Genomic DNA, 20,854 nt, shown 5'->3' with positions numbered 1-20,854 from the left:
GATGGCCATGCCGCTGCGCCAGTCCATCAAGGTCGCTACATACCTGGCCGAACAGAAGCTCCGCAGGCGTGACAAGTTCCCGCTCATCGTCGAGCTGGAGCCCCTGTTCGCCTGCAACCTCAAGTGCGAGGGCTGCGGCAAGATCCAGCACCCGGCGGGGGTGCTCAAGCAGCGCATGCCGGTGGCGCAGGCCGTGGGCGCGGTGCTCGAATCCGGTGCGCCGATGGTGTCCATCGCCGGTGGCGAGCCCCTGATGCACCCTCAGATCGACGAGATCGTCCGCCAGTTGGTGGCCAAGCGGAAATACGTCTTCCTCTGCACCAACGCCATGCTGCTGCGCAAGAAGATCGACAACTTCACGCCCTCGCCCTACTTCGCCTTCGCCGTGCACATCGACGGACTGCGCGAGCGCCACGACGAGTCGGTCGCCAAGGAAGGAGTCTTCGACGAGGCGGTGGAGGCGATCAAGGAGGCCCAGCGGCGCGGCTTCCGGGTCACCACCAACTCCACCTTCTTCAACACCGACACCCCGCAGACCATCGTCGAGGTGCTGAACTTCCTCAACGACGACCTCAAGGTCGACGAGATGATGATCTCGCCCGCCTACGCCTACGAGAAGGCCCCCGACCAGGAGCACTTCCTCGGCGTGGAACAGACCCGCGAGCTGTTCCGCAAGGCCTTCGCGGGCGGCAACCGGCGCCGATGGAGGCTCAACCACTCCCCGCTGTTCCTGGACTTCCTCGAGGGCAAGGTCGACTTCCCCTGCACCGCCTGGGCGATCCCCAACTACTCCCTCTTCGGCTGGCAGCGCCCCTGCTACCTGATGAGCGACGGCTACGTGTCGACGTACCGCGAACTGATCGAGGACACCGACTGGGACAAGTACGGCCGCGGCAAGGACCCGCGCTGCGCCAACTGCATGGCGCACTGCGGCTACGAGCCGACCGCCGTGCTGGCCACCATGGGCTCCCTGAAGGAGTCGCTGCGGGCCATGCGCGAGACGGTCAGCGGAAACCGGGAGTGACGTGATGACCGCCATCCCCTTGGGTGTCCCCGAGGTACCGGCCCGGCCGATCGCCGAGCGGCGCATGTCGCGGCAGATCCACGTCGGGCCGGTGGCGGTCGGCGGCGGCGCCCCCGTCTCGGTGCAGTCGATGACCACGACCCGCACCTCCGACATCGGCGCCACCCTCCAGCAGATCGCCGAACTCACCGCGTCCGGCTGCCAGATCGTCCGCGTGGCCTGCCCCACGCAGGACGACGCCGACGCTCTCGCGACCGTCGCGCGCAAGTCGCAGATCCCGGTGATCGCCGACATCCACTTCCAGCCCAAGTACGTGTTCGCCGCGATCGAGGCAGGCTGCGCGGCCGTACGCGTCAACCCCGGCAACATCAAGCAGTTCGACGACCGGGTCAAGGAGATCGCGCAGGCCGCCAAGGACCACGGCACACCCATCCGTATCGGCGTCAACGCCGGCTCCCTGGACCGCCGTCTGCTCCAGAAGTACGGCAGGGCGACGCCGGAGGCGCTGGTCGAGAGCGCGCTGTGGGAGGCGTCCCTGTTCGAGGAGCACGACTTCCACGACATCAAGATCTCGGTCAAGCACAACGACCCGGTCGTGATGGTCGAGGCCTACCGGCAGCTCGCCGCCCAGTGCGACTACCCGCTGCACCTGGGCGTGACCGAGGCGGGCCCGGCGTTCCAGGGCACGATCAAGTCGGCGGTGGCCTTCGGCGCCCTGCTCAGCAGGGGCATCGGCGACACCATCCGGGTCTCGCTGAGCGCCCCGCCCGCCGAGGAGGTCAAGGTCGGCATCCAGATCCTGGAGTCCCTCGGCCTGCGGCAGCGGCGCCTGGAGATCGTGTCCTGCCCCTCCTGCGGGCGCGCCCAGGTCGATGTGTACAAGCTGGCCGACGAGGTCACGGCCGGCCTGGAGGGCATGGAGGTGCCGCTGCGGGTCGCCGTGATGGGCTGTGTCGTCAACGGGCCCGGCGAGGCCCGCGAGGCCGACCTCGGCGTCGCCTCGGGCAACGGCAAGGGCCAGATCTTCGTCAAGGGCGAGGTCATCAAGACCGTACCCGAGTCGAAGATCGTCGAGACCCTCGTCGAGGAGGCGCTGAAGCTCGCGGAGCAGTCGAAGTGAATTGAGTACGAGGCACGGACCGAAGGGGGCCCGAGCGTGACGATTCTGGAGAACATCCGGCAACCACGCGACCTGAAGTCGCTGTCCGAGGCGGAGCTTCACGAACTGTCCGACGAGATCAGGGAGTTCCTGGTGCACGCGGTCGCCCGCACCGGCGGCCACCTCGGGCCCAACCTGGGAGTGGTGGAGCTGTCCATCGCGCTCCACCGGGTCTTCGAGTCACCGACCGACCGCATCCTGTGGGACACCGGCCATCAGAGCTACGTCCACAAACTGCTGACAGGACGTCAGGACTTCTCCAAACTGCGCGGCAAGGGCGGCCTGTCCGGCTACCCCTCGCGCGAGGAGTCCGAGCACGACGTCATCGAGAACAGCCACGCCTCCACCGCGCTCGGCTGGGCCGACGGACTCGCCAAGGCCCGCCAGGTGCAGGGGGAGAAGGGGCATGTCGTGGCGGTCATCGGCGACGGTGCTCTGACCGGCGGCATGGCCTGGGAGGCGCTGAACAACATCGCGGCCGCCAAGGACCGCCCGCTGATCATCGTCGTCAACGACAACGAGCGCTCCTACGCCCCCACCATCGGCGGCCTCGCCAACCACCTGGCCACCCTGCGCACCACCGACGGCTACGAGAAGGTTCTCGCCTGGGGCAAGGACGTCCTGCTGCGCACCCCGGTCATCGGGCACCCCCTCTATGAGGCCCTGCACGGCGCCAAGAAGGGTTTCAAGGACGCCTTCGCCCCCCAGGGCATGTTCGAGGACCTGGGCCTGAAGTACGTCGGCCCGATCGACGGGCACGACATCGGCGCGGTCGAGTCCGCGCTGCGCCGAGCCAAACGCTTCCACGGGCCGGTCCTCGTGCACTGCCTGACCGTGAAGGGCCGCGGCTACGAACCCGCCCTCGCGCACGAGGAGGACCACTTCCACACCGTCGGCGTGATGGACCCGCTGACCTGCGAGCCGCTCGCGCCCTCCAACGGGCCGTCCTGGACCTCTGTATTCGGCGAGGAGATCGTCAGGATCGGCGAGGAGCGCGAGGACGTCGTCGCCCTCACCGCCGCCATGCTGCACCCCGTCGGGCTCGGCAGGTTCGCCGAGCGCTTCCCGGGCCGGGTCTGGGACGTGGGCATCGCCGAGCAGCACGCGGCGGTCAGCGCGGCCGGGCTCGCGACCGGCGGACTCCACCCGGTCGTCGCCGTCTACGCCACCTTCCTCAACCGCGCCTTCGACCAGCTCCTGATGGACGTCGCCCTGCACCGCTGCGGGGTCACCTTCGTGCTGGACCGGGCCGGGGTCACGGGCGTCGACGGGGCCTCGCACAACGGCATGTGGGACATGTCCGTGCTCCAGGTCGTGCCGGGCCTCAGGATCGCCGCCCCGCGTGACGCCGGGCAACTACGCGCCCAGTTGCGCGAGGCGGTCGCCGTGGACGACGCGCCGACGCTGGTGCGCTTCCCGAAGGAGTCCGTCGGCCCGGAGATCCCGGCCGTGGGGCGGGTGGGAGGCATGGACGTCCTACGGCGATCCGAGCGCCCCGAGGTGCTGCTGGTGGCCGTCGGGGTGATGGCGCCGGTCTGTCTCCAGACGGCCGAGCTGCTTCAGGCCCGGGGCATCGGCTGTACGGTGGTGGACCCGCGCTGGGTCAAGCCGGTCGACCCCGCGCTTCCCGAACTGGCGGCCGGGCACCGGTTGGTGGCCGTCGTCGAGGACAACAGCCGTGCCGCCGGGGTCGGTTCGGCCGTCGCCCTGGCACTCGGCGACGCCGACGTCGACGTACCGGTCAGGAGATTCGGCATCCCCGAGCAGTTCCTCGCGCACGCCAAGCGCGGTGAGGTGCTGGCCGACATCGGGCTCACGCCGGTCGAGATCGCCGGGCGGATCAGTGCGAGCCTGGCCGTGCGGGAAGAGAAGTCACAAGCCGATCCGGTCGAGGAGCAACCCGCATGACCACCACCGAACCCGCCGCCGGAACCGGACAGTTCGACCTCGGCCGACTCCTCGCCGAGCGCGCCGCCGAACGCTACGAGCTGCACAGCAAGTACCTCAACCACCAGCTCCCGCGCATGCTGCACACCATCGGCTTCGACAAGGTGTACGAGCGGGCCGAGGGCGCCTACTTCTGGGACGCCGACGGGAACGACTACCTCGACATGCTCGCCGGGTTCGGGGTGATGGGCCTCGGCCGGCACCACCCGGTCGTCCGCAAGGCGCTGCACGACGTCCTCGACGCGGGCCTCGCCGACCTCACCCGCTTCGACTGCCAGCCGCTGCCCGGACTGCTCGCGGAGAAGCTGCTCGCCCACAGCCCCCACCTGGACCGGGTGTTCTTCGGCAACAGCGGCACCGAGGCGGTGGAGACCGCCCTGAAGTTCGCCCGCCGCGCCACCGGCAAACCGCGCGTCCTCTACTGCGACCACGCCTTCCACGGCCTGACCACCGGCTCCCTGTCCGTCAACGGCGAGGACGGCTTCCGCGACGGCTTCGCCCCGCTGCTGCCCGACACCGCCGTGCCCCTCGGTGATCTCGACGCGCTGGCAAGGGAGTTGAAGAAGGGCGACGTGGCCGCCCTCATCGTCGAGCCGATCCAGGGCAAGGGCGTCCACGAGACGCCGCCCGGCTATCTGCGCTCCGCGCAGGAACTGCTGCACCGGCACAAGGCGCTGCTGATCGCCGACGAGGTGCAGACCGGCCTCGGCCGGACCGGCGACTTCTACGCCTATCAGCACGAGGACGGGGTGGAACCGGACCTGGTGTGCGTCGCCAAGGCCCTGTCCGGCGGGTACGTCCCCGTCGGCGCGACCCTCGGCAAGGACTGGATCTTCAAGAAGGTCTACTCGTCCATGGACCGCGTCCTCGTCCACTCGGCGAGCTTCGGCTCCAACGCCCAGGCCATGGCGGCCGGCCTGGCTGTGCTGTCCGTCATGGAGAACGAGCAGATCGTCGCGAACGCGCGGGCCACGGGCGAGCTGCTGAGGTCCCGGCTCGCCGAGCTGGTCGACCGGTACGAGCTGTTGGCCGACGTACGCGGCCGGGGGCTGATGATCGGCATCGAGTTCGGCCGGCCCAGGTCGCTGAAGCTGCGCAGCCGCTGGGCCATGCTCCAGGCCGCCCGCAAGGGCCTGTTCGCGCAGATGGTCGTCGTCCCGCTGCTCCAGCGGCACCGCATCCTCACCCAGGTCTCCGGGGACCACCTGGAGGTGATCAAGCTGATCCCGCCGCTGATCGTCGGGGAGAAGGAGGTCGACCGGTTCGTCGACGCCTTCACCGAGGTCATGGACGACGCGCACAGCGGGGGCGGGCTGATGTGGGACTTCGGCAGGACGCTGGTGAAGCAGGCGGTGGGCAACCGCTGAGGCTCGACGTTGAGGCTACCGTGAGGTCTTTTGCCTCTGAGGCAACAAATTTGCCCGAGAGGCAAGCCTGCGGCTGAATGGAGAGCATGAGCTCTCACGAGACCGAGCCCTCAGCGGACGAGCCGGCCGCCGAGACGCCGGTGGGTGACCTGCCCGCCGTCGCGCCCCAGCTGCGGGCCCTGCGCCGCCGGGCCTCCCTCACGCTGGAGGCGGCCGCGCGGTCCGCCGGGCTCTCGCCCGCGCATCTGTCCCGGCTGGAGACCGGCCGGCGCCAGGCCTCGCTGCCGATGCTGCTCGCGCTCGCCCGCATCTACGGTACGACCGTCTCCGAGCTGCTGGGCGAGCGCGTCGCCGACCGGGACGCCGTCGTACGGGCCGCCGACATGGAGCCGACCCGGGCGGGCGGCTGGACCTACTGGCAGGCCGGCGCGCCCGGCCGCGGCATGCAGGCCCTGCGGGTGCACGTGCCGTACGGCTCCCAGGGCGACATCGTGCGCGTGCACCCCGGCGAGGAGTGGCTGCACGTCCTGACGGGGCGGCTGCGGCTGCGCCTCGGCGACAGCGCGCACCGCCTCGGTCCCGGGGACAGCGCGCACTTCGACTCGCTGACCCCGCACCGCATCGCCGCCGAGGACGAGGGCGGCGTCGACCTTCTCTTCGTCCACACCCTGCTGCAGAGCCCCACGGCCGCGCTGTGCCTGGGCCCCATGACGGGAGACACGCCATGAGCGACATCGAGGAGAAGTTTCCGCGCACCCTGTGGATCCGGCTGCTGATCTACATCGCGGCCGGGCACGTCTTCGCCGGGTTCCTCTATCTGCTGTTCGAGGTCGGAGCCAAGTAGGCCCCCGCCGCTCAGGCCGGCTCAGTCGAGCAGCCGGTCCCGCAGCAGCTCGCGGGTCTCGGGCGTCACACCGAGGCCCTGCTCCAGATAGGCGTCGACCCCGCCCCAAGTCTCCTCGATGGTCTCCATCGCCGCCGTCAGATACTCCGCGCGGGCGTCGAACAGCGGGCTGAGCAGCTCCATGACCTCCGGCGAGTAGGCGGAGGCGCCGCCGCCCCGGCGCACCTTGTAGCGGCGGTGCTTGGCGTTCGACTCCAGGTAGTCGGTGAGGATCGCGTCGCGCTCGACGCCCAGGGCCAGCAGGGTCACGGCGATCGACAGGCCGGCGCGGTCCTTGCCCGCCGCGCAGTGCATCAGGGCGGGGACGCTGTCCTCGGCGAGGGCGTGCAGCACCTGGGAGTGCTCGGCGGTGCGCTCCTTGACCATGATCCGGTACGAGGTGATCATCCGGTTCGCCGCCTTGCCGTCGGCGAGGATCGAGCGCAGCTGGTCCAGGTCGCCGTCGCGGACCATCTTCCAGAACTCGGCGCCGTCGGCCGGGTCGCTCAGCGGAAGGTTGACGTTGCGCACGCCCGGCAGCTCGACGTCCGGGCCCTCCAGCTTCTGGTCCGCCGCGTTGCGGAAGTCGAAGATCGTGTGCAGGCCCAGGGTGGCGAGAAAGGCCGCGTCCTCGGCGGTCGCGTGCGCGAGGTGGCCGCTGCGGAAGAGCACGCCCTGGCGCACCCGGCGTCCGTCGACGGTCGGCAGTCCGCCCACGTCACGGAAATTACGGACTCCGGCCAGCTCCGGCTCGGTCGACGGGACCTGCTGCGTCACGTGGGGCTCCCTCCGGTCGGGTCCCGCCGGTGCGGCTCGACCGACGGACACGTCCATGACCATACGACTGACTCTACGACACGGCTTCCCTGGGATATGTATGTGCTGCTTCTCCGTCTGCGTCACATCTGGGCTTTCTGTCCGAATTAGCGCCTTCCTTCCAACTCGCTCTGGAATAAAGGAACGTGGAGCAGCGTCACGTGAGCAGCGTCATAGCCGTGACCGTGCGTCGCCCGTCATGCTCACGTAATCAATGCGTTTTTCAAGGGCATTTGACGAATACGGAACGGCTGAATTGCACGGAGGGTGACCGGGAATTCCCGAAAGGGATCAAGAAGAAGGCCTTCGGGTGGAACCTCTTGCTTGTCCCTTTGCGTCTTGGTCGCTTACGTTCGCCACCGATCCGGACGGACGCCTAATCCTGCCGCCGACCGGAGCCCGCGCAAACCCACCCGTGTACGGCAGGAGCGGGGGACCCACAGGTACATCCGCCTGTTCCGGTCTCCGGAAACAGGCTCGGGGTTAAGCCGCGCCCGTCGCGGCCGGACATCTCCAGTCCGCACCCGACAGCTCACCTCGCAGGCGCCGGAGAGGAAAACGCCCATGCCCGCGAAGGGTAAGCACCGCCGTCCCAAGGCCCAGCGCCTGACCCGTTCCATCGCCGTCGCCGGTACCGGTGGCGCCGCACTCGCCCTGCCGCTTCTCGCGGCCACCGGTGCGAATGCCGCGACCGGACAGTCCGTCCCCGAGAAGGCCGTCAGCTCGGCCGCGGCGGTCCAGAAGACCGCCGTCACCACCAAGGCCGCCGAGAAGAAGGCCGCGACGCCGCGCACGTATTCCGTGAAGGTCGGCGACTATCTCTCGAAGATCGCCCAGGAGCAGCACGTCAGCGGTGGCTGGCAGAAGCTGTACCAGGACAACCGTGAGGTCGTCGGCAGCGACCCGTCGCTGATCCACCCGGGCCTGAAGCTGTCGCTCGGCAAGAAGGCCGCGGCCACGCAGTCCTCCGACTCCGACGCGAAGAAGTCCTCCGCGCCGCAGAAGTCCGAGGCGCCGAAGCCGGCCACGCAGTCCTCCGAGACCGCTGACTCCTCGAAGGCCTCCGAGCCGGCCGCCACCCAGGCGGACACCACCGCGGCGAACGGCTACACCGCCCCCGTGAGCGGAGCCACCGTCGGCACCGGCTACCGCGTGGCGGGCAGCATGTGGTCCAGCGGCTACCACACCGGCGCCGACTTCGTCGTCCCGACCGGCACCTCGCTCAAGGCCGTCGGCGCGGGCACCGTCGTCTCCGCGGGCTGGGGCGGCGCGTACGGCAACCAGGTCGTCGTCAAGCTCGCCGACGGCTACTACGCCCAGTACGCCCACCTGTCCGCGCTCTCCGTCTCGGCCGGCCAGACGGTGACCGCCGGGCAGCAGGTCGGCCTCTCCGGCGCGACCGGCAATGTGACCGGCCCGCACCTGCACTTCGAGATCCGCACCACCCCGGACTACGGCTCCGACGTGGACCCGGTCGCCTACCTCCGCTCGCACGGCGTCGCCATCGGCTGACGCCCGCGGCCCACACCGCCGAAGGCCGGACCCCGATCCCCGGGTCCGGCCTTCGGTGCGTCCGGACCCGGGGGTTCGTGGTCGCCGTGTTGCGGTGGTGTGGCGGAGTCCGCCGGGGTGTCGACAGCGGGGGCGGGTTGCGGCCAGAGTGGTCCCCGACAGGACGGCAAGCGCTTTCTTCTGACGTTCTGGCGCGTTCAGCGGTGCACGCCCACGCCGTCACGGCGGCCGTGGTCGAACTCACCGACGCGCGCCCGGAGTTCACCGCAACCACCGGTCGACACTCCGGGGCAGCCCCCGCTCACCCTTGCCGAAGGAGCCTCTTCCGTGACGACCACGCGCAGAACGTTCGGAGCCCTGGCCGCCGGAGCGGCCCTCGCGGCGCTCGCCCCGGCCGGTCCCGCGAGCGCGAGCCCCCGCCACGGGCGTCTGCTCGCCCACGACGACTTCCGGCACGGCCTCGGCCGGTGGGCGACCGAACTGCAGGACGGCGGCACGGTCACCGCGTCCGGCGGGGTGCTGGAGGTGGACGTACCGGCTGGGGCCACGGTCTGGTTCCGGCAGCGGCTCGAAGGCCCGTACGTACTGGAGTACACGGCCGTGCCGGTGTCCGAGGGCGGCGTCAACGACCGTGTCTCCGACCTCAACAACTTCTGGAACGCGGTCGACGCCCGCTCCCCGCACGACCTGTTCGCCACCCCGCGCGGCGGCGCCCTCGCCGAGTACGACCACCTCAGGACGTACTACGCCGGCTACGGCGCCAACGGCAACACCACCACCAGGCTGCGCCGTTACGTCGGGGAGGCGGGGGTCCGGCCGCTCGTGTACGACTACACCGAGCCGCTGCTCGTGCCGAACCAGCCCCACCATGTGCGGATCGTGTCGGCCGGATCGCGCGTGCAGTGGTGGAACAACGGCCGGCTCGTGTTCGACTACACCGACCCCGAGCCGTACACCGGCGGACACTTCGCCTTCCGTACGGTCTGGAGCCACTTCCGGATCAGTGAGTTCCGGATCTGGCGACCGCACCCCCAACAGGGCTGAACGGGAGGTTATTCCCGGACTTGCCGAGACTTTAGGCGTGGCTTATCTCACCGCCCGTCAACCCCTTCCTACGGTCGCGTAGGTCACATTCGAGGGGGAATCATGGGCCGATGTGGCAGACGATTCGAAGAGTGACAGCAGATCAGTGATCGGGTCGTACGTGGCGGTGGGGGACAGCTTCACCGAGGGCGTCGGCGACCCCGGCCCCGACGGGGCGTTCGTCGGCTGGGCCGACCGGTTCGCGGTGCTGCTCGCGGACCGACGGCCCGAGGGCGACTTCGAGTACACCAACCTCGCCGTGCGCGGGAAGCTGCTCGACCAGATCGTGGCGGACCAGGTGCCGCGGGCCGTGGAACTCGCCCCGGACCTGGTCAGCTTCTGCGCCGGCGGCAACGACATCATCCGGCCCGGCACCGACCCCGACGATGTCGCCGAGCGATTCGAGCGGGCGGTCGCCGCGCTCACCGAGGTGGCCGGCACGGTGCTGGTGACGACCGGCTTCGACACCCGTGGCGTGCCCCTCCTGAAGCATCTGCGCGGCAAGATCGCGACGTACAACGGCCATGTGCGGGCCGTCGCCGACCGCTACGGCTGCCCAGTGCTCGACCTGTGGTCCCTCAAGTCCGTCCAGGACCGCCGCGCCTGGGACCACGACCGGCTCCACCTCTCGCCCGAGGGCCACACCCGCGTCGCCCTGCGCGCCGGCCAGGCCCTCGGCCTCGACATCCCGGCCGACCCCGAGCAGCCCTGGCCGCCCCTCCCGCCCCGCGGCACCCTCGACGTCCGCCGCGACGACGTCCACTGGGCCCGCGAGTACCTCGTCCCCTGGATCGGCCGCCGCCTGCGGGGCGAGTCCTCCGGAGACCACGTCACAGCGAAGGGCACCCTGAAGCCGGACGAGATCAAACTGAGAATCGAGGCCGTGGCTTAAGAAGCCTTTTTGGGGGCGCGGGGAACTGCGCGAGCAACCAGAGACGGCGCGCAGTCGACGAACAACCGGCGCCCCCCAAAGGGGCGCGGGGAACTGCGCGAGCAACCAAAGACGGCGTGCAGTCGGCAGACAACCCGCGCCCCCACGGCGACGGCCGACGCCGAGCCGACCTCTAAGAGGTCAACGCCTCGACCGTCAGCCCCAGTTCCCGCGCCAACGCCTCGTCCACCCACTCCGTAGCCCGCGCCCGCGACACCGCACCCGGGTAGGAGGTGAGCTGGACCGCGAGCCCGTCGAGGAGGGCGGTCAGGCGCAAGGCAGTGGTGGTCGGGTCCGGGCACTGGAACTCACCCGCGGCCACACCCTCGGCGATGACCTCCGCCAGCGCGGCCTTCCACTGCCGGTCGAGATCCCGCGCGACATCCCGCAGGGCCGGCTCGCGCAGGGCCGCCGCCCAGCCCTCGATCCACAGCCGCCAGCCCTTGGCCTGACCGGTGGGGGCGTACCAGCGCACGGCCGCCCGCAGCCGCCGCAACGCGGACGTGCGGCGGCCCAGCAGCTTGCGCAGATGGGCCAGATCGCCCTCGGCCGCGTGCGTGAACGCGGCGGCGACCAGCTTCTCCTTCGTCGAGAAGTGATAGAGCACCAGTGCGTTGCTCACGCCCAGGGCCGCGGCCACGTCGGCGATCCGCACCGCGGCCACGCCTCGTGCCTCGATCTGCTCGATGGCGGCCCGCAGCAATTCCTCGCGCCGCTCTTCCACGCTCAACCGCACTCTCGCCACGCGGTTCACCCTACACAGCGACCCCAGGCGCGACCTCTTGACACCCCCGTGCGGCCGGGCCACAGTACCGCACTACTGACTGCCCATTCAGTCAGTAGCTGTCGTCAGTAGGAGTCCGCCCGTGACCCACGCATCGACCACCTCCACTCCTTCGCAGGGCCCCGGCGCCCCCGACCTCTCCGCGGGCTGGGGCGAGCAGCGCACCCGGCTGCGCAAGGATCTGCGCCGGCTCGACGTCCTGTTCTTCCTCATCTGCACGCTCGTCGGCCTCGACACCATCGGCTCGGTCGCCGCCCAGGGCCCGCAGGGCCTGACCTGGATGGCGATCCTCGCGCTCGTGTTCTTCCTGCCGTACGGGCTGCTGGTCGCCGAACTCGGTGCCGCCTTCCCGGTGCAGGGCGGCCCCTACGTCTGGACCCGGCTCGCCTTCGGCCGCCTCGTCGCGGGCGTCAACCAGCTCCTGTACTGGATCTCCAACCCCGTCTGGGTCGGCGGCAGCCTGTGCATCATCGCGCTCACCACCTGGGAGGAGTTCTTCACCCCGCTGCCGAGAGCCTGGAAGTACGCCGCCGGACTGGTGTTCATATGGGGCGGCGCGCTCGCCGTCGTGCAGTCGGTCAGGATCGGGAAGTGGGTGCCGATCACCGGCGCCGTCGCCCGGATCGTACTGCTCGGCTTCTTCCTGGTCTCGGTCGTCGTCTACGCCGTCCGACACGGCGTCCACGCCCTGCCCGCGGGCGACTTCGCCCCCACCTACGCCGGGTTCGTCGCCCTCGTCCCGGTCCTGATCTTCAACTACGTCGGCTTCGAACTGCCCAGCTCCGCCGCCGAGGAGATGCGCAACCCGCGCCGCGACATCCCGCTGTCCATCCTGCGCTCCGGCTTCGCCGCGCTGCTCCTCTACGGCGGCCCGATCCTCGGCATCCTGTTCGTGCTGCCGGGCGAACGCATCGGCAGCCTGGGCGGGTTCATCGACGCCTGCAAGGCCGTCTTCACCGTCTACGGCGGCTCCATCGCGGCCGACGGCACGGTCACCCTGACCGGCTTCGGCGCGGTCTGCGGCGGCATCGCGGCGGCCGGCCTGATCCTCGGCCTGCTCACCTCCGGGGTGACCTGGGCGATGGGCGCCCACCGTGCCCAGGCGGTGGCGTGCGCGGACGGCGCCGGACCGGCCTGGCTCGGCCGCATCTCCGAACGGCACGGCACCCCGGTCCGGGTGAACCTGCTCTCCGCCGTCCTGGCCTCCGTGCTGTTCGTCGTCGCTCTGGGCCTCAGCGACGGGGACGGCGAGAAGTACTTCGCGGCCGGCCTGGGCCTGACCATCTCCACCACCTTCATCTCCTACGTCATCACCTTCCCCAGCCTCGCCGTCCTGCGCCGCAGGTACCCGGACGTGCCCCGCCCCTACGCCGTCCCCGGCGGCCTGTTCGGCGCCCGGCTGGTCGCGGGCCTGGCCACCGCGCTGGTCGCCTTCACCGTCGTCGTGCTGATCTGGCCGGGCTTCGGTGTCGGCTGGTTCGGCACGGAAGGCAGCGCGGTGGACTCCCTGCCGGAGTCGTTCGCAGGACAGCGCCTGCAGTACACGCTGAGCCAGGTGGTGCCGCTGGCCCTGTTCGTGGGGATCGGGCTCGCGTTCTACGCCGCCGGGGCGCGCACGCGCAGAGAGAAGGGCTAGCCGCTCTCAGGTCGTACGAAGGGGGCCTCCCGTGCGGGAGGCCCCCTTCGCTGTGCTCAGCGCAGTACGGCGTGCGCGTCCAGCGCGAGCGCACCGCCCGGGTGCACCAGCAGCGGGTTGACCTCCAGCTCGGCCAGCTCCGGATGTTCGGCGGCCGCCCGGGCCACGGCGCACAGCGCGGCCGCCGCGGCGTCCAGGTCGACGGCCGGGGCACCGCGCCAGCCGGTCAGCAGCCGGGCGTGCCGCGGCTCCAGCAGCAGTGCACGCGCGCGTACGGGCGTCAGCGGGGCCGGCGCGAGGGCCGTGTCGGCGAGCAGCTCCGCCGTGACACCACCCGGCCCGACCATCACGACGGGCCCGAACGCCGGGTCGCGCCGGACACCGACGATCAGCTCGTGCGCGTACGGCGGTGTCGCCATGGCCTCCACGACGTACCGGTCGGCCCCGGTGGCCGCGCGCATCCGCGTGAACGCGGCCCGCAGAGCCTCCTCGTCGCCGAGGCCCAGGGCCACTCCACCCGCCTCCGTCTTGTGCGCCAGGCCCATCGCCTTCAGCGCCAGCGGACAGCCCACGCGCAGTGCCGCCCCGGCCGCCTCCTCGGCATCGGTGACGAACTCCGCGGCCGGGAACACGACGCCGTACGACGACAGCAGCTCGCGTACGGTCTCGTAGCCGCCGTCCGTGACGCGGTACGCCGCGTGCGACACGGCCGGGGGCGTGTGCGGGAGGGCCGCGGTGAGCCGGGCGGCCGCCGTGAGGGCCGTGGCTGCCTGCTCGACGCGCTCGTACACCGGCACGCCCCGCTCGCGCAGTACGGCGAGGGCGGGGGTGTCGCGGGCCATGGTGTGCACGACGAGCGGGCGCCCCGCGCGCGTGGCCGCGTCGGCCAGGGCCCCGGCGACCTCGCACTCGCGGGCCGTCTGGGCGGGGTTGGCGGTGGCGTAGTCGCCGAAGTAGCCGGTGAGGACGACCGCGTCGGTGTCGCCGCCCGTGAGCAGTTCGCCCGCCACGCGCGCGTACACGGCGAGATCGGCTTCGCCCGCGCCCGCGAGGTCGACCGGGTTGCGGCAACCGGCCCCGGCCGGGAGCTGAGCGGCCAGTCGCGCGGCGGCCGGGTCCGGCAGGGGCGGCACCTCGGCGCCGCGCTCCGCGAACGCGTCGGCGGCCAGCGCGCCCTGGCCGCCGCTGTCGCCGACGATCGCGACCCGGGGCCCGGCAGGCCGGGCGGGCGCCAGCAGGCACAGCGCGGTGTCGACCAGCTCGCCCGCCGTCCGCAGCAGCAGCGCCCCGCTGTCCCGGCACACGGCCGCCACGGTGTCGTACGGGCTGACCAGGGCGCCCGTGTGCGAGGCGGCGGCGCTCGCGGAGGCGGCGCTGCGGCCGACGGTCAGCAGCAGCACCGGCTTGCCCGCGGCGTGCGCGGCCCGCAGGACACCGGCAAGGCGGCGGCCGTCGCGGAAGTCCTCCACATAGGCCGCGATCACCCGGGTCGGCGGATGGCCGACGAGGGACTCCAGGGCGTCGGCCGCGTCGATGTCGCGCTGGTTGCCCAGCGACACGAACCGCGAGAAGCCCTGCCCCGCGCGGGCGAGGAGCCGCCCGATCTCCAGCGCGAGGTTCCCGCTCTGCGACACCAGTCCGACCGCACCCGCCGGGAACTCGCCCCAGCTCAGCCGCAGTTGGGTGCTCGTGTCCACCAGGCCCATGCAGTTCGGGCCCAGCAGCCGGGCACCCCGGCCGGTCACCAGCCCGGCCAGCGACCGCTCCTCGGCCGGGTCGGTGCCGGAGGTGATGACGGTCAGACAGCGGGCGCCCGCGCCCAGGGCGTCGCCGACCACCGGGCGCACCTGCGCGGACGGCACCGCGACCACCACATGGTCGCAGGCCAGCCCGTCCAGCCCGGTGCGGAACGGCATGCCGTCGAGGCTGCCGCCCCGGCGGTTGACCAGGTACACGGCACGGCGCTCCCGCCCCGCGAGGGCGCCCTTGGCGAGCCAGTAGCCCCACTTCTCGGGGTTCTCGGAGGCGCCGACGACCGCCACGGACGCGGGGTCGAACAGCGCGTCCCGGTTCATCGGTACCAGCCGAAGCGCTCGGCGATCACCGGCAGCCGCTCCTCCACGAGGGCGTGCGCGGCGGCCCGCGGTGTCGTGCCGTCGGCCTCCGCGCGTGCCAGCATCTGGTCGACCAGCGCCCGCATCGAGCGGCGGGTGTGCGCGAACGCCTCGTCCGGGTCCGCGCCGATGTCGCCGAACAGCGTCCACCACCACCACGCGTTCGTCCCCGAGTTGACCACCACGTCCGGCAGCACCGTCACCCCCCTCTCGGCCAGCAGCTCCTCCGCCTCGGCGACCACCGGCATGTTGGCCGCCTCGACGATCCAACGCGCCCGCACCCGCCGCTGGTTCCCGGCGTCGACCGCGTACGACACCGCCGCCGGCACGAGGATCTCCGCCTCCACCGACAGCCAGTCCTCGCCGGGCAGTTCACGGGCGCCGGGCCGCAGCACCGCCCGGTCCACGGTGCCGTAGGCGTCGCGCGCCGCGAGCAGCGCCTCGACGTCGAGCCCGGCCGGGTCGGCGATCGTGCCCTTGACGTCGGCGACCGCCACGACCGTCAGGCCCGCGCGGGCGAGGAAGCGGGCCGTGGCGCCGCCCATGGTGCCCAGCCCCTGCACGGCCACGCGCGTGCCCGCGTACGGCACATCCGCGCGGTCGAGCGCCGCGAGCGCGGCCTCGGCGACGCCGCAGCCGCCGACCAGCTCGTCCAGCCCGATGCCGTCCACCTCGACCGCGAACGCCTCGGCGAGCCGCGCCCGCGCGGCCGTCTCGTCGTCGAGCAGCGGATACACGGCCTGGATCGAGGAGACGAGCCCCGCCTCGGCGGCCGCCCGGTCCACCAGGTCCTGGGTGAGTCCGAGGTCCTCACCGGTGGTCCAGAACCGCTCGATGTACGGCCCCATGGCGCGCAGATAGCGCACGAGCAGCCCGTACGCCTCCGGGTCCCGGGGGTCGCAGTCGATGCCGCCCTTGGCGCCGCCGAGCGGGATGTAGCGGCTTCGCGGGTCGTAGTGCAGGGCCTCCTTCATGGTCATGCCCCGGGCGAGCCCGGCGACCTCGTCCAGGGTGCAGCCCGGCCGCATGCGCAGCCCGCCGCTGGAGACGCCGCGCACCAGCCGGTCGACGACCAGGAAGCCCTGCCGTCCGGTGACGTGGTCGGTCCAGGTGAGCGACAGCAGGGGCGTGGTCATGAGGTCTCCTCGGGGACGGTGATCAGGGTGGGGCCGGGCCGGCCCAGGGCCTCGGTGAGGGCGTCGGCCAGCTCCCGCGGGGTGCACACGCGCGTGCCGTGTCCGCCGTAGGCGCGGGCCAGAGCGGGCAGGTCGACCGGCGCGAGATCCACCGCGGTCGGGGTGTCGCCCCTCGCGGCCATCTCGTCGCGGATCTCGCCGTAGCCGCCGTTGTCGAACACCACGACCGGCAGCGGGAGCCCGAGCTGTGCCGCGGTGGCCAGCTCCTGCACGGTGAACTGCAGCCCGCCGTCGCCGCTGAGGGCCACCACCTGGCGGTCGGGGCACGCGGTCTTCGCGCCGATCGCCGCGGGCAGCGCGTAGCCCAGCGTGCCGAAGCCGGTGGGGTGCAGAAAGCGGCCCCGCGGGCCCAGGGGGAGGTGCGGGAGGGCGCCGTAGTAGCAGCACTGGGCGCTGTCGGAGGTGAGGACCGCGTCCTCGGCGAGGACCTCGCGGACGGCCTTGAGGTACGGCATCCACCGGGCGTCCCGCGCGGCGGTCCCGGCGTCACGGGCGGCGCGCAGCGCGACGAGGTCGTCGGGCACGCGCCGGGCGAGTTCTTCGGGCACGCGCGAGCCGCCCTCTTCGGGCACGCGCGTGTGGGCTTCTTCGGGCACGCGTGTGTCGGCCACTTCAAGTACCCAGGGGCCGGCTTCTTCGGGCACGCGCGTGGCGGCCCTTTCGCGCACACTGACGCCGGCCTCTTCGGGCACGCGCGTGCCCGCCCTCTCGCGTGCGCGCGGGTCGACTTCTTCCGTCACGCGCGTGTCGGCCCTCGGGGCCACCCGTGGCACGCGCGCGTGGCCGCTCATCTCGGCGAGCAGCGCCTCCAGTGCCGTACGCGCGTCCCCCACGAGCCCCACGTCCGCGGGCAGCCCGGCGTACATCTGGTCCGGGTCGATGTCGATCCGCACCAGTACGCCGTCCAGGACCGGCGGCGGCCACGACCACAGGTCGGACTCCGCCAGCTCGGTGCCGACGGCGACGACCGCGTCCCGTGCGGACAGCCACGTCCGCACCGCCGGGCTGTGCAGGCAGACCCCGAGGGACAGCGGGTGGGTCTCGGGGACGACGCCCTTGCCGTTGGCGGTCGTCACCACCGGCGCGCCCAGCAGCTCGGCGAGCCGCAGGCACTCCGCCGCGGCGCGCCGCGCCCCGCCGCCGAGCACCAGCGCGGGCCGGGCGGCGCCGCCGAGGACCCGTACGGCCTCCTTCACGGCGCCGGGGTCCGGGGCCGCGGGCGGGACGTCCGGCGCGAGGCGGACGGGCCCGAGGGGCGCCCGCGCGGTCAGCAGGTCCAGCGGCACCTCGATGTGCGCGGGGCGCGGACGGCCGGCGCGGAAGAGCGTGAACGCGCGGGCCACGGCGGCGTCGATCTCGGCCACCGACGACACCCGGTGACTGAACGCGGCGACGCCCCGCAGCGCCTCCGTCTGGCTGCGCATCTCGTGCAGCATGCCGGTCGCGAGACGCGGATGGGCCAGCGGCATCCCGGGTGAGACCACCAGCAGCGGCACGCTGTCCGACCACGCCTGGCCGACCGCGGCCATGGTGTTGAGCAGGGCGGGCCCGGTGGTCGTCAGGACGACACCCGGCCGGCCCGTCACGCGCGCGTACCCGTCGGCGGCGTACCCCGCGCCCTGCTCGTGGCGCGGTGCCACATGGCGTATGCCGTACGGCGTGAGGTGCCGGTAGATCTCCAGGTTGTGCGTGCCCGGGATGCCGAAGGCGTCGGTGACGCCGTGCGCGGCCAGCGCGCGGACCAGGGCGTGCCCGCCGCTGAGGACGTCGGCCGCCATCACAGGCTCCGCGAGATGACGAGCCGCATGATGTCCGAGGTGCCTTCCTCGATCTCCTCCAGCTTGGCGTCGCGCATCCACTGCTCCACCGGGAACTCCCGCGAGTAGCCCCAGCCGCCCAGTGTCTGCACGGCGGCCCAGGTGCAGTACGCGGCCGTCTCCGAGGCGGTGAGCTTGGCCATCGCGGCCTCGGCGGTCGCGTCCAGCCCGGCGTCCAGGCGCTTGGCGGCCCGCCAGGTCATCAGCCGGGCCTGCTCCACGCGCGTGCGCATGTCGGCGAGGCGGAAGGCGACCGCCTGGTGCTCGATGATCGGCTTGCCGAACTGCCGGCGTTCGCGCGCGTAGTCGCGTGCGTACTCGTACGCCGCCCGCGCCACGCCCGTCGCGGCGGCGCCGAGCACCGCGCGGGAGATGTCGAAGGTGCGCATCAGCCCGTGGAAGCCCCGGCCCTCCGCGCCCAGGCGGTGCTCCTCGGGCACGAAGGCGTCCGCGAAGAAGATCTCCCGGCACACGATCGCCCGCTGCCCCATCTTGCGCATCGGCTCCCCGAAGGAGACGCCCTCGGTGTCCTTGTGCAGCAGGAACGCGCTCACCCCGCGCGAGCGCTCGCTGGGGTCGGTCTTGGCGAACACGACGTACTGGTCGGCCTCGCCCGCGTTGGAGATCCACGCCTTCTGGCCGCTGAGCAGATAGCCCCCGGCGGTGCGGCGGGCGGCGGTGACGATGGACGCGGCGTCGGAACCGGCCCCGGGCTCGGTGGTCGCGAGGGCCGTCATCGGGGTGTCGGGCCCGGCCAGCGGGGTCAGCCACTCCCGCTTCTGCTCCTCGGTGCCCAGCTCCAGGACGGGGTCGGCGAAGAAGCCGTTGGAGCACAGCAGATTGCCGATGCCCAGGTCGCCGACGCACAGCTCCTCCTGGACGAGGACCTGCGTGAAGACGTCGGTGAAGCCTCCGCCGCCGTACTCCTCGGGCAGCATGAAGCCGGTGATGCCGACCTCGGCCGCCTTGCGCCACAGGTCCCAGGGCGTCTCCACGTCCGCCTCGTCGACGGCACGCGCGCGCGGGCGGATCTCCTCGCGTGCGAAGGCGCGGGTCAGCTCGACGATGTCGCGCTGTTCGCCGGTGAGCGCAACCAGCTCGGTGGGGAGGTCGGACATGGTGCCTCCAAGGCCGCGAGGGAGTGGGCCGCCGGACGGCGACCCGGGCCAGCTACTGAATCATCAGTCAGTATCGAAACGCGGCTCGGGCTCTGTCAACGTGCTGAACGGATCATCAGTAGGCGGCCGGGAGCGCGCCCGGTCGCACGGCTGTGACGGGGGCGCCCCGGCGTTGTCGGTGGGTCGGACCATAATGGGAGACCTCACCCACTCCACCTGGAGGTACCGTGGCCGGACACCGTTCCCTGAGTGCCGGGCTGAGCGCGCTGCAGCCCGAGGCCTTCGGCGTGGACCCCAGCGGTGAGCGCCTGGCCCGTATCCGCAGATCGCCGCACTTCAAGGACGGCGTCTTCCAGAACCCCGGCGGGCCCTCCCGCACCCGGCCCTCCGGCTCGCCCCTGGACTTCGCCAAGGTCTACTTCGACAAGGACGCCCGCACCCGCCGGGCCCCGAGCGCCCGCATCCCGGTGCATGCGACCACGCTCGCCGACATCTTCCGGCCGCCCGCCTCCGGGCTTCGGCTGACCTGGATGGGCCACTCCAGCGTCCTCGCCGAGATCGACGGCACGCGCGTGCTCTTCGACCCCGTGTGGGGAGAGCGCTGCTCGCCGTTCGCCTTCGCCGGGCCCAAGCGGCTGCACCCCGTGCCCCTGCCGCTCGCCGCGCTCGGCCCGGTGGACGTGGTCGTGATCTCCCACGACCACTACGACCACCTGGACCTGCCCACGATCAAGGCGCTGGCCGGCACGGACACCGTCTTCGCCGTCCCGCTCGGCGTCGGCGCGCACCTGGAGCACTGGGGCGTCTCCGCCGACCGGCTGCGCGAGCTGGACTGGCACGAGTCGACCCGGATCGGCGGGCTCACCCTGACCGCCACCCCGGCCCGCCACTTCTGCGGCCGCGGTCTGCGCAACACCCAGCACACACCTCTGGGCGTCCTGGGTCGTCGCCGGCGAGGAGCACCGCGTCTACCACAGCGGCGACACCGGCTACTTCGACGGCTTCCAGACCATAGGCGCGGAGCACGGCCCGTTCGACGCGACGATGATCCAGCTCGGCGCGTACAGCGAGTTCTGGCCCGACATCCACATGACCCCGGCCGAGGCCCTGCGCGCCCACCTCGACCTCCAGGGCGGCGCCCCCGCAGGCGTGCTGCTGCCGATCCACTGGGCCACCTTCAACCTCGCCCCGCACCCGTGGGCCGAGCCAGGGGAGTGGACCAAGGACGCCGCCGAGGAGGCCGGCCAGGCCGTCGCCTTCCCGCGGCCCGGCGAGCCCTTCGAGCCCGGCGGCAAGCTGCCCGCCGAGCCGTGGTGGCGCGCGGTGTCCGCGCCGGTGCCGCACCTGTGGCGTCGGCCCGGGACCGTGGAGGTCACCGGCGAGACCCCGCGCGGTGATCTCGACCTCGCGGGAGATCGCTGACGCGGCTCGACCGGGACCGGGTCACCGAGTCGGCCCGTCGGGCGC

Annotated in this window: 16 protein-coding genes, 1 pseudogene and 1 riboswitch; of the genes and pseudogenes, 11 read left to right on the top strand and 6 right to left on the bottom strand. The window is 72.1% G+C overall.

The window, feature by feature from the left end:
• Position 1: 1 nt before the first annotated feature.
• The 6 genes from hpnH to RKD23_RS07000 all read left to right on the top strand — a co-directional run bounded on the left by hpnH (position 2) and on the right by RKD23_RS07000 (position 6,341).
• Positions 2 to 1,024 carry an adenosyl-hopene transferase HpnH gene (gene hpnH, locus RKD23_RS07025; RefSeq protein WP_424852852.1) on the top strand — a complete coding sequence of 341 codons (1,023 nt, stop codon included), beginning with the start codon at positions 2 to 4 and terminating at the stop codon, positions 1,022 to 1,024.
• Positions 1,025 to 1,028: 4 nt separating this feature from the next.
• Complete coding sequence (gene ispG, locus RKD23_RS07020; protein ID WP_424852851.1) at positions 1,029 to 2,144, top strand: flavodoxin-dependent (E)-4-hydroxy-3-methylbut-2-enyl-diphosphate synthase; 1,116 nt, start codon at positions 1,029 to 1,031, stop codon at positions 2,142 to 2,144.
• A 36-nt stretch (positions 2,145 to 2,180) separates the two neighbouring features.
• Positions 2,181 to 4,091, top strand: coding sequence for a 1-deoxy-D-xylulose-5-phosphate synthase (gene dxs, locus RKD23_RS07015; protein ID WP_424852850.1), 1,911 nt, complete (start codon positions 2,181 to 2,183; stop codon positions 4,089 to 4,091).
• Positions 4,088 to 5,497, top strand: coding sequence for an aspartate aminotransferase family protein (locus RKD23_RS07010; protein ID WP_424852849.1), 1,410 nt, complete (start codon positions 4,088 to 4,090; stop codon positions 5,495 to 5,497). Before dxs ends, RKD23_RS07010 begins: the two co-directional genes overlap by 4 nt.
• A gap of 86 nt (positions 5,498 to 5,583) precedes the next feature.
• Positions 5,584 to 6,225 carry a helix-turn-helix domain-containing protein gene (locus tag RKD23_RS07005; protein WP_424852848.1) on the top strand — a complete coding sequence of 214 codons (642 nt, stop codon included), beginning with the start codon at positions 5,584 to 5,586 and terminating at the stop codon, positions 6,223 to 6,225.
• Positions 6,222 to 6,341 carry a DUF6126 family protein gene (locus RKD23_RS07000; protein WP_424852847.1) on the top strand — a complete coding sequence of 40 codons (120 nt, stop codon included), beginning with the start codon at positions 6,222 to 6,224 and terminating at the stop codon, positions 6,339 to 6,341. Before RKD23_RS07005 ends, RKD23_RS07000 begins: the two co-directional genes overlap by 4 nt.
• 21 nt (positions 6,342 to 6,362) lie before the next feature.
• Here RKD23_RS07000 and RKD23_RS06995 read toward each other — a convergent pair whose 3' ends face one another.
• Positions 6,363 to 7,157 (bottom strand): tyrosine-protein phosphatase, encoded by a 795-nt coding sequence (locus RKD23_RS06995; RefSeq protein ID WP_424852846.1) that lies wholly within the window; start codon positions 7,155 to 7,157, stop codon positions 6,363 to 6,365.
• Between the two features lie 439 nt (positions 7,158 to 7,596).
• Positions 7,597 to 7,757, top strand: a riboswitch (cyclic di-AMP (ydaO/yuaA leader).
• A 3-nt stretch (positions 7,758 to 7,760) separates the two neighbouring features.
• Here RKD23_RS06995 and RKD23_RS06990 point away from each other — a divergent pair.
• The 3 genes from RKD23_RS06990 (at position 7,761) to RKD23_RS06980 (ending at position 10,683) form a co-directional block, all read left to right on the top strand.
• The gene (locus RKD23_RS06990; RefSeq protein ID WP_424852845.1) at positions 7,761 to 8,708 is read left to right on the top strand and encodes a peptidoglycan DD-metalloendopeptidase family protein; all 948 of its coding nucleotides are present in this window, start codon (positions 7,761 to 7,763) and stop codon (positions 8,706 to 8,708) included.
• A gap of 327 nt (positions 8,709 to 9,035) precedes the next feature.
• Positions 9,036 to 9,752 carry a DUF6250 domain-containing protein gene (locus RKD23_RS06985; RefSeq protein WP_424852844.1) on the top strand — a complete coding sequence of 239 codons (717 nt, stop codon included), beginning with the start codon at positions 9,036 to 9,038 and terminating at the stop codon, positions 9,750 to 9,752.
• A 145-nt stretch (positions 9,753 to 9,897) separates the two neighbouring features.
• The gene (locus tag RKD23_RS06980) at positions 9,898 to 10,683 is read left to right on the top strand and encodes an SGNH/GDSL hydrolase family protein (RefSeq protein ID WP_424858186.1); all 786 of its coding nucleotides are present in this window, start codon (positions 9,898 to 9,900) and stop codon (positions 10,681 to 10,683) included.
• 172 nt (positions 10,684 to 10,855) lie between these two features.
• Here the strand turns inward: RKD23_RS06980 and RKD23_RS06975 are convergent, their stop codons facing one another.
• The gene (locus RKD23_RS06975; protein WP_424852843.1) at positions 10,856 to 11,467 is read right to left on the bottom strand and encodes a TetR/AcrR family transcriptional regulator; all 612 of its coding nucleotides are present in this window, start codon (positions 11,465 to 11,467) and stop codon (positions 10,856 to 10,858) included.
• Between the two features lie 121 nt (positions 11,468 to 11,588).
• Here RKD23_RS06975 and RKD23_RS06970 point away from each other — a divergent pair, with 121 nt between their 5' ends.
• Entirely contained in the window at positions 11,589 to 13,142 is a 1,554-nt protein-coding gene (locus RKD23_RS06970) for an APC family permease (protein WP_424852842.1), read from the top strand.
• A gap of 56 nt (positions 13,143 to 13,198) precedes the next feature.
• Here the strand turns inward: RKD23_RS06970 and RKD23_RS06965 are convergent, their stop codons facing one another.
• Genes RKD23_RS06965 through RKD23_RS06950 form a run of 4 tightly spaced genes read right to left on the bottom strand, consistent with a single transcriptional unit; the run spans position 13,199 to position 19,387 of the window.
• A complete protein-coding gene (locus RKD23_RS06965; protein WP_424852841.1) occupies positions 13,199 to 15,217 on the bottom strand; it encodes an acetate--CoA ligase family protein in 2,019 nt (672 codons plus the stop codon).
• The gene (locus RKD23_RS06960) at positions 15,214 to 16,392 is read right to left on the bottom strand and encodes a Glu/Leu/Phe/Val dehydrogenase dimerization domain-containing protein (RefSeq protein ID WP_424852840.1); all 1,179 of its coding nucleotides are present in this window, start codon (positions 16,390 to 16,392) and stop codon (positions 15,214 to 15,216) included. The genes RKD23_RS06965 and RKD23_RS06960 overlap by 4 nt, the downstream gene beginning before the upstream one ends.
• Positions 16,389 to 18,230: a thiamine pyrophosphate-binding protein gene (locus RKD23_RS06955; RefSeq protein ID WP_424852839.1), complete on the bottom strand. Its 1,842-nt coding sequence runs from the start codon at positions 18,228 to 18,230 to the stop codon at positions 16,389 to 16,391. Before RKD23_RS06955 ends, RKD23_RS06960 begins: the two co-directional genes overlap by 4 nt.
• Positions 18,230 to 19,387: an acyl-CoA dehydrogenase family protein gene (locus tag RKD23_RS06950; RefSeq protein WP_424852838.1), complete on the bottom strand. Its 1,158-nt coding sequence runs from the start codon at positions 19,385 to 19,387 to the stop codon at positions 18,230 to 18,232. The genes RKD23_RS06955 and RKD23_RS06950 overlap by 1 nt, the downstream gene beginning before the upstream one ends.
• A gap of 227 nt (positions 19,388 to 19,614) precedes the next feature.
• Here RKD23_RS06950 and RKD23_RS06945 point away from each other — a divergent pair.
• Positions 19,615 to 20,809, top strand: a pseudogene (locus RKD23_RS06945) (MBL fold metallo-hydrolase).
• The last annotated feature ends 45 nt before the right edge of the window (positions 20,810 to 20,854 follow it).

The sequence above is a fragment of the Streptomyces sp. SAI-170 genome (assembly GCF_049739565.1).
In the GTDB taxonomy this organism is placed as follows: Bacteria; Actinomycetota; Actinomycetes; order Streptomycetales; family Streptomycetaceae; genus Streptomyces.
Note: the sequence above shows the minus strand (reverse complement) of the source record. Positions and strands in the feature narration are given on the sequence as shown.

What these genes read in the sequence shown, in the direction of transcription:
- RKD23_RS06965 (WP_424852841.1), bottom strand. Translation starts at nt 15,217, where the DNA reads ATGAACCGGGACGCGCTGTTCGACCCCGCGTCCGTGGCGGTCGTCGGC.
- ispG (WP_424852851.1), top strand. Translation starts at nt 1,029, where the DNA reads ATGACCGCCATCCCCTTGGGTGTCCCCGAGGTACCGGCCCGGCCGATC.
- RKD23_RS07000 (WP_424852847.1), top strand. Translation starts at nt 6,222, where the DNA reads ATGAGCGACATCGAGGAGAAGTTTCCGCGCACCCTGTGGATCCGGCTG.
- RKD23_RS06990 (WP_424852845.1), top strand. Translation starts at nt 7,761, where the DNA reads ATGCCCGCGAAGGGTAAGCACCGCCGTCCCAAGGCCCAGCGCCTGACC.
- RKD23_RS06960 (WP_424852840.1), bottom strand. Translation starts at nt 16,392, where the DNA reads ATGACCACGCCCCTGCTGTCGCTCACCTGGACCGACCACGTCACCGGA.
- hpnH (WP_424852852.1), top strand. Translation starts at nt 2, where the DNA reads ATGGCCATGCCGCTGCGCCAGTCCATCAAGGTCGCTACATACCTGGCC.
- RKD23_RS06955 (WP_424852839.1), bottom strand. Translation starts at nt 18,230, where the DNA reads ATGGCGGCCGACGTCCTCAGCGGCGGGCACGCCCTGGTCCGCGCGCTG.
- RKD23_RS07010 (WP_424852849.1), top strand. Translation starts at nt 4,088, where the DNA reads ATGACCACCACCGAACCCGCCGCCGGAACCGGACAGTTCGACCTCGGC.
- RKD23_RS06950 (WP_424852838.1), bottom strand. Translation starts at nt 19,387, where the DNA reads ATGTCCGACCTCCCCACCGAGCTGGTTGCGCTCACCGGCGAACAGCGC.
- RKD23_RS07005 (WP_424852848.1), top strand. Translation starts at nt 5,584, where the DNA reads ATGAGCTCTCACGAGACCGAGCCCTCAGCGGACGAGCCGGCCGCCGAG.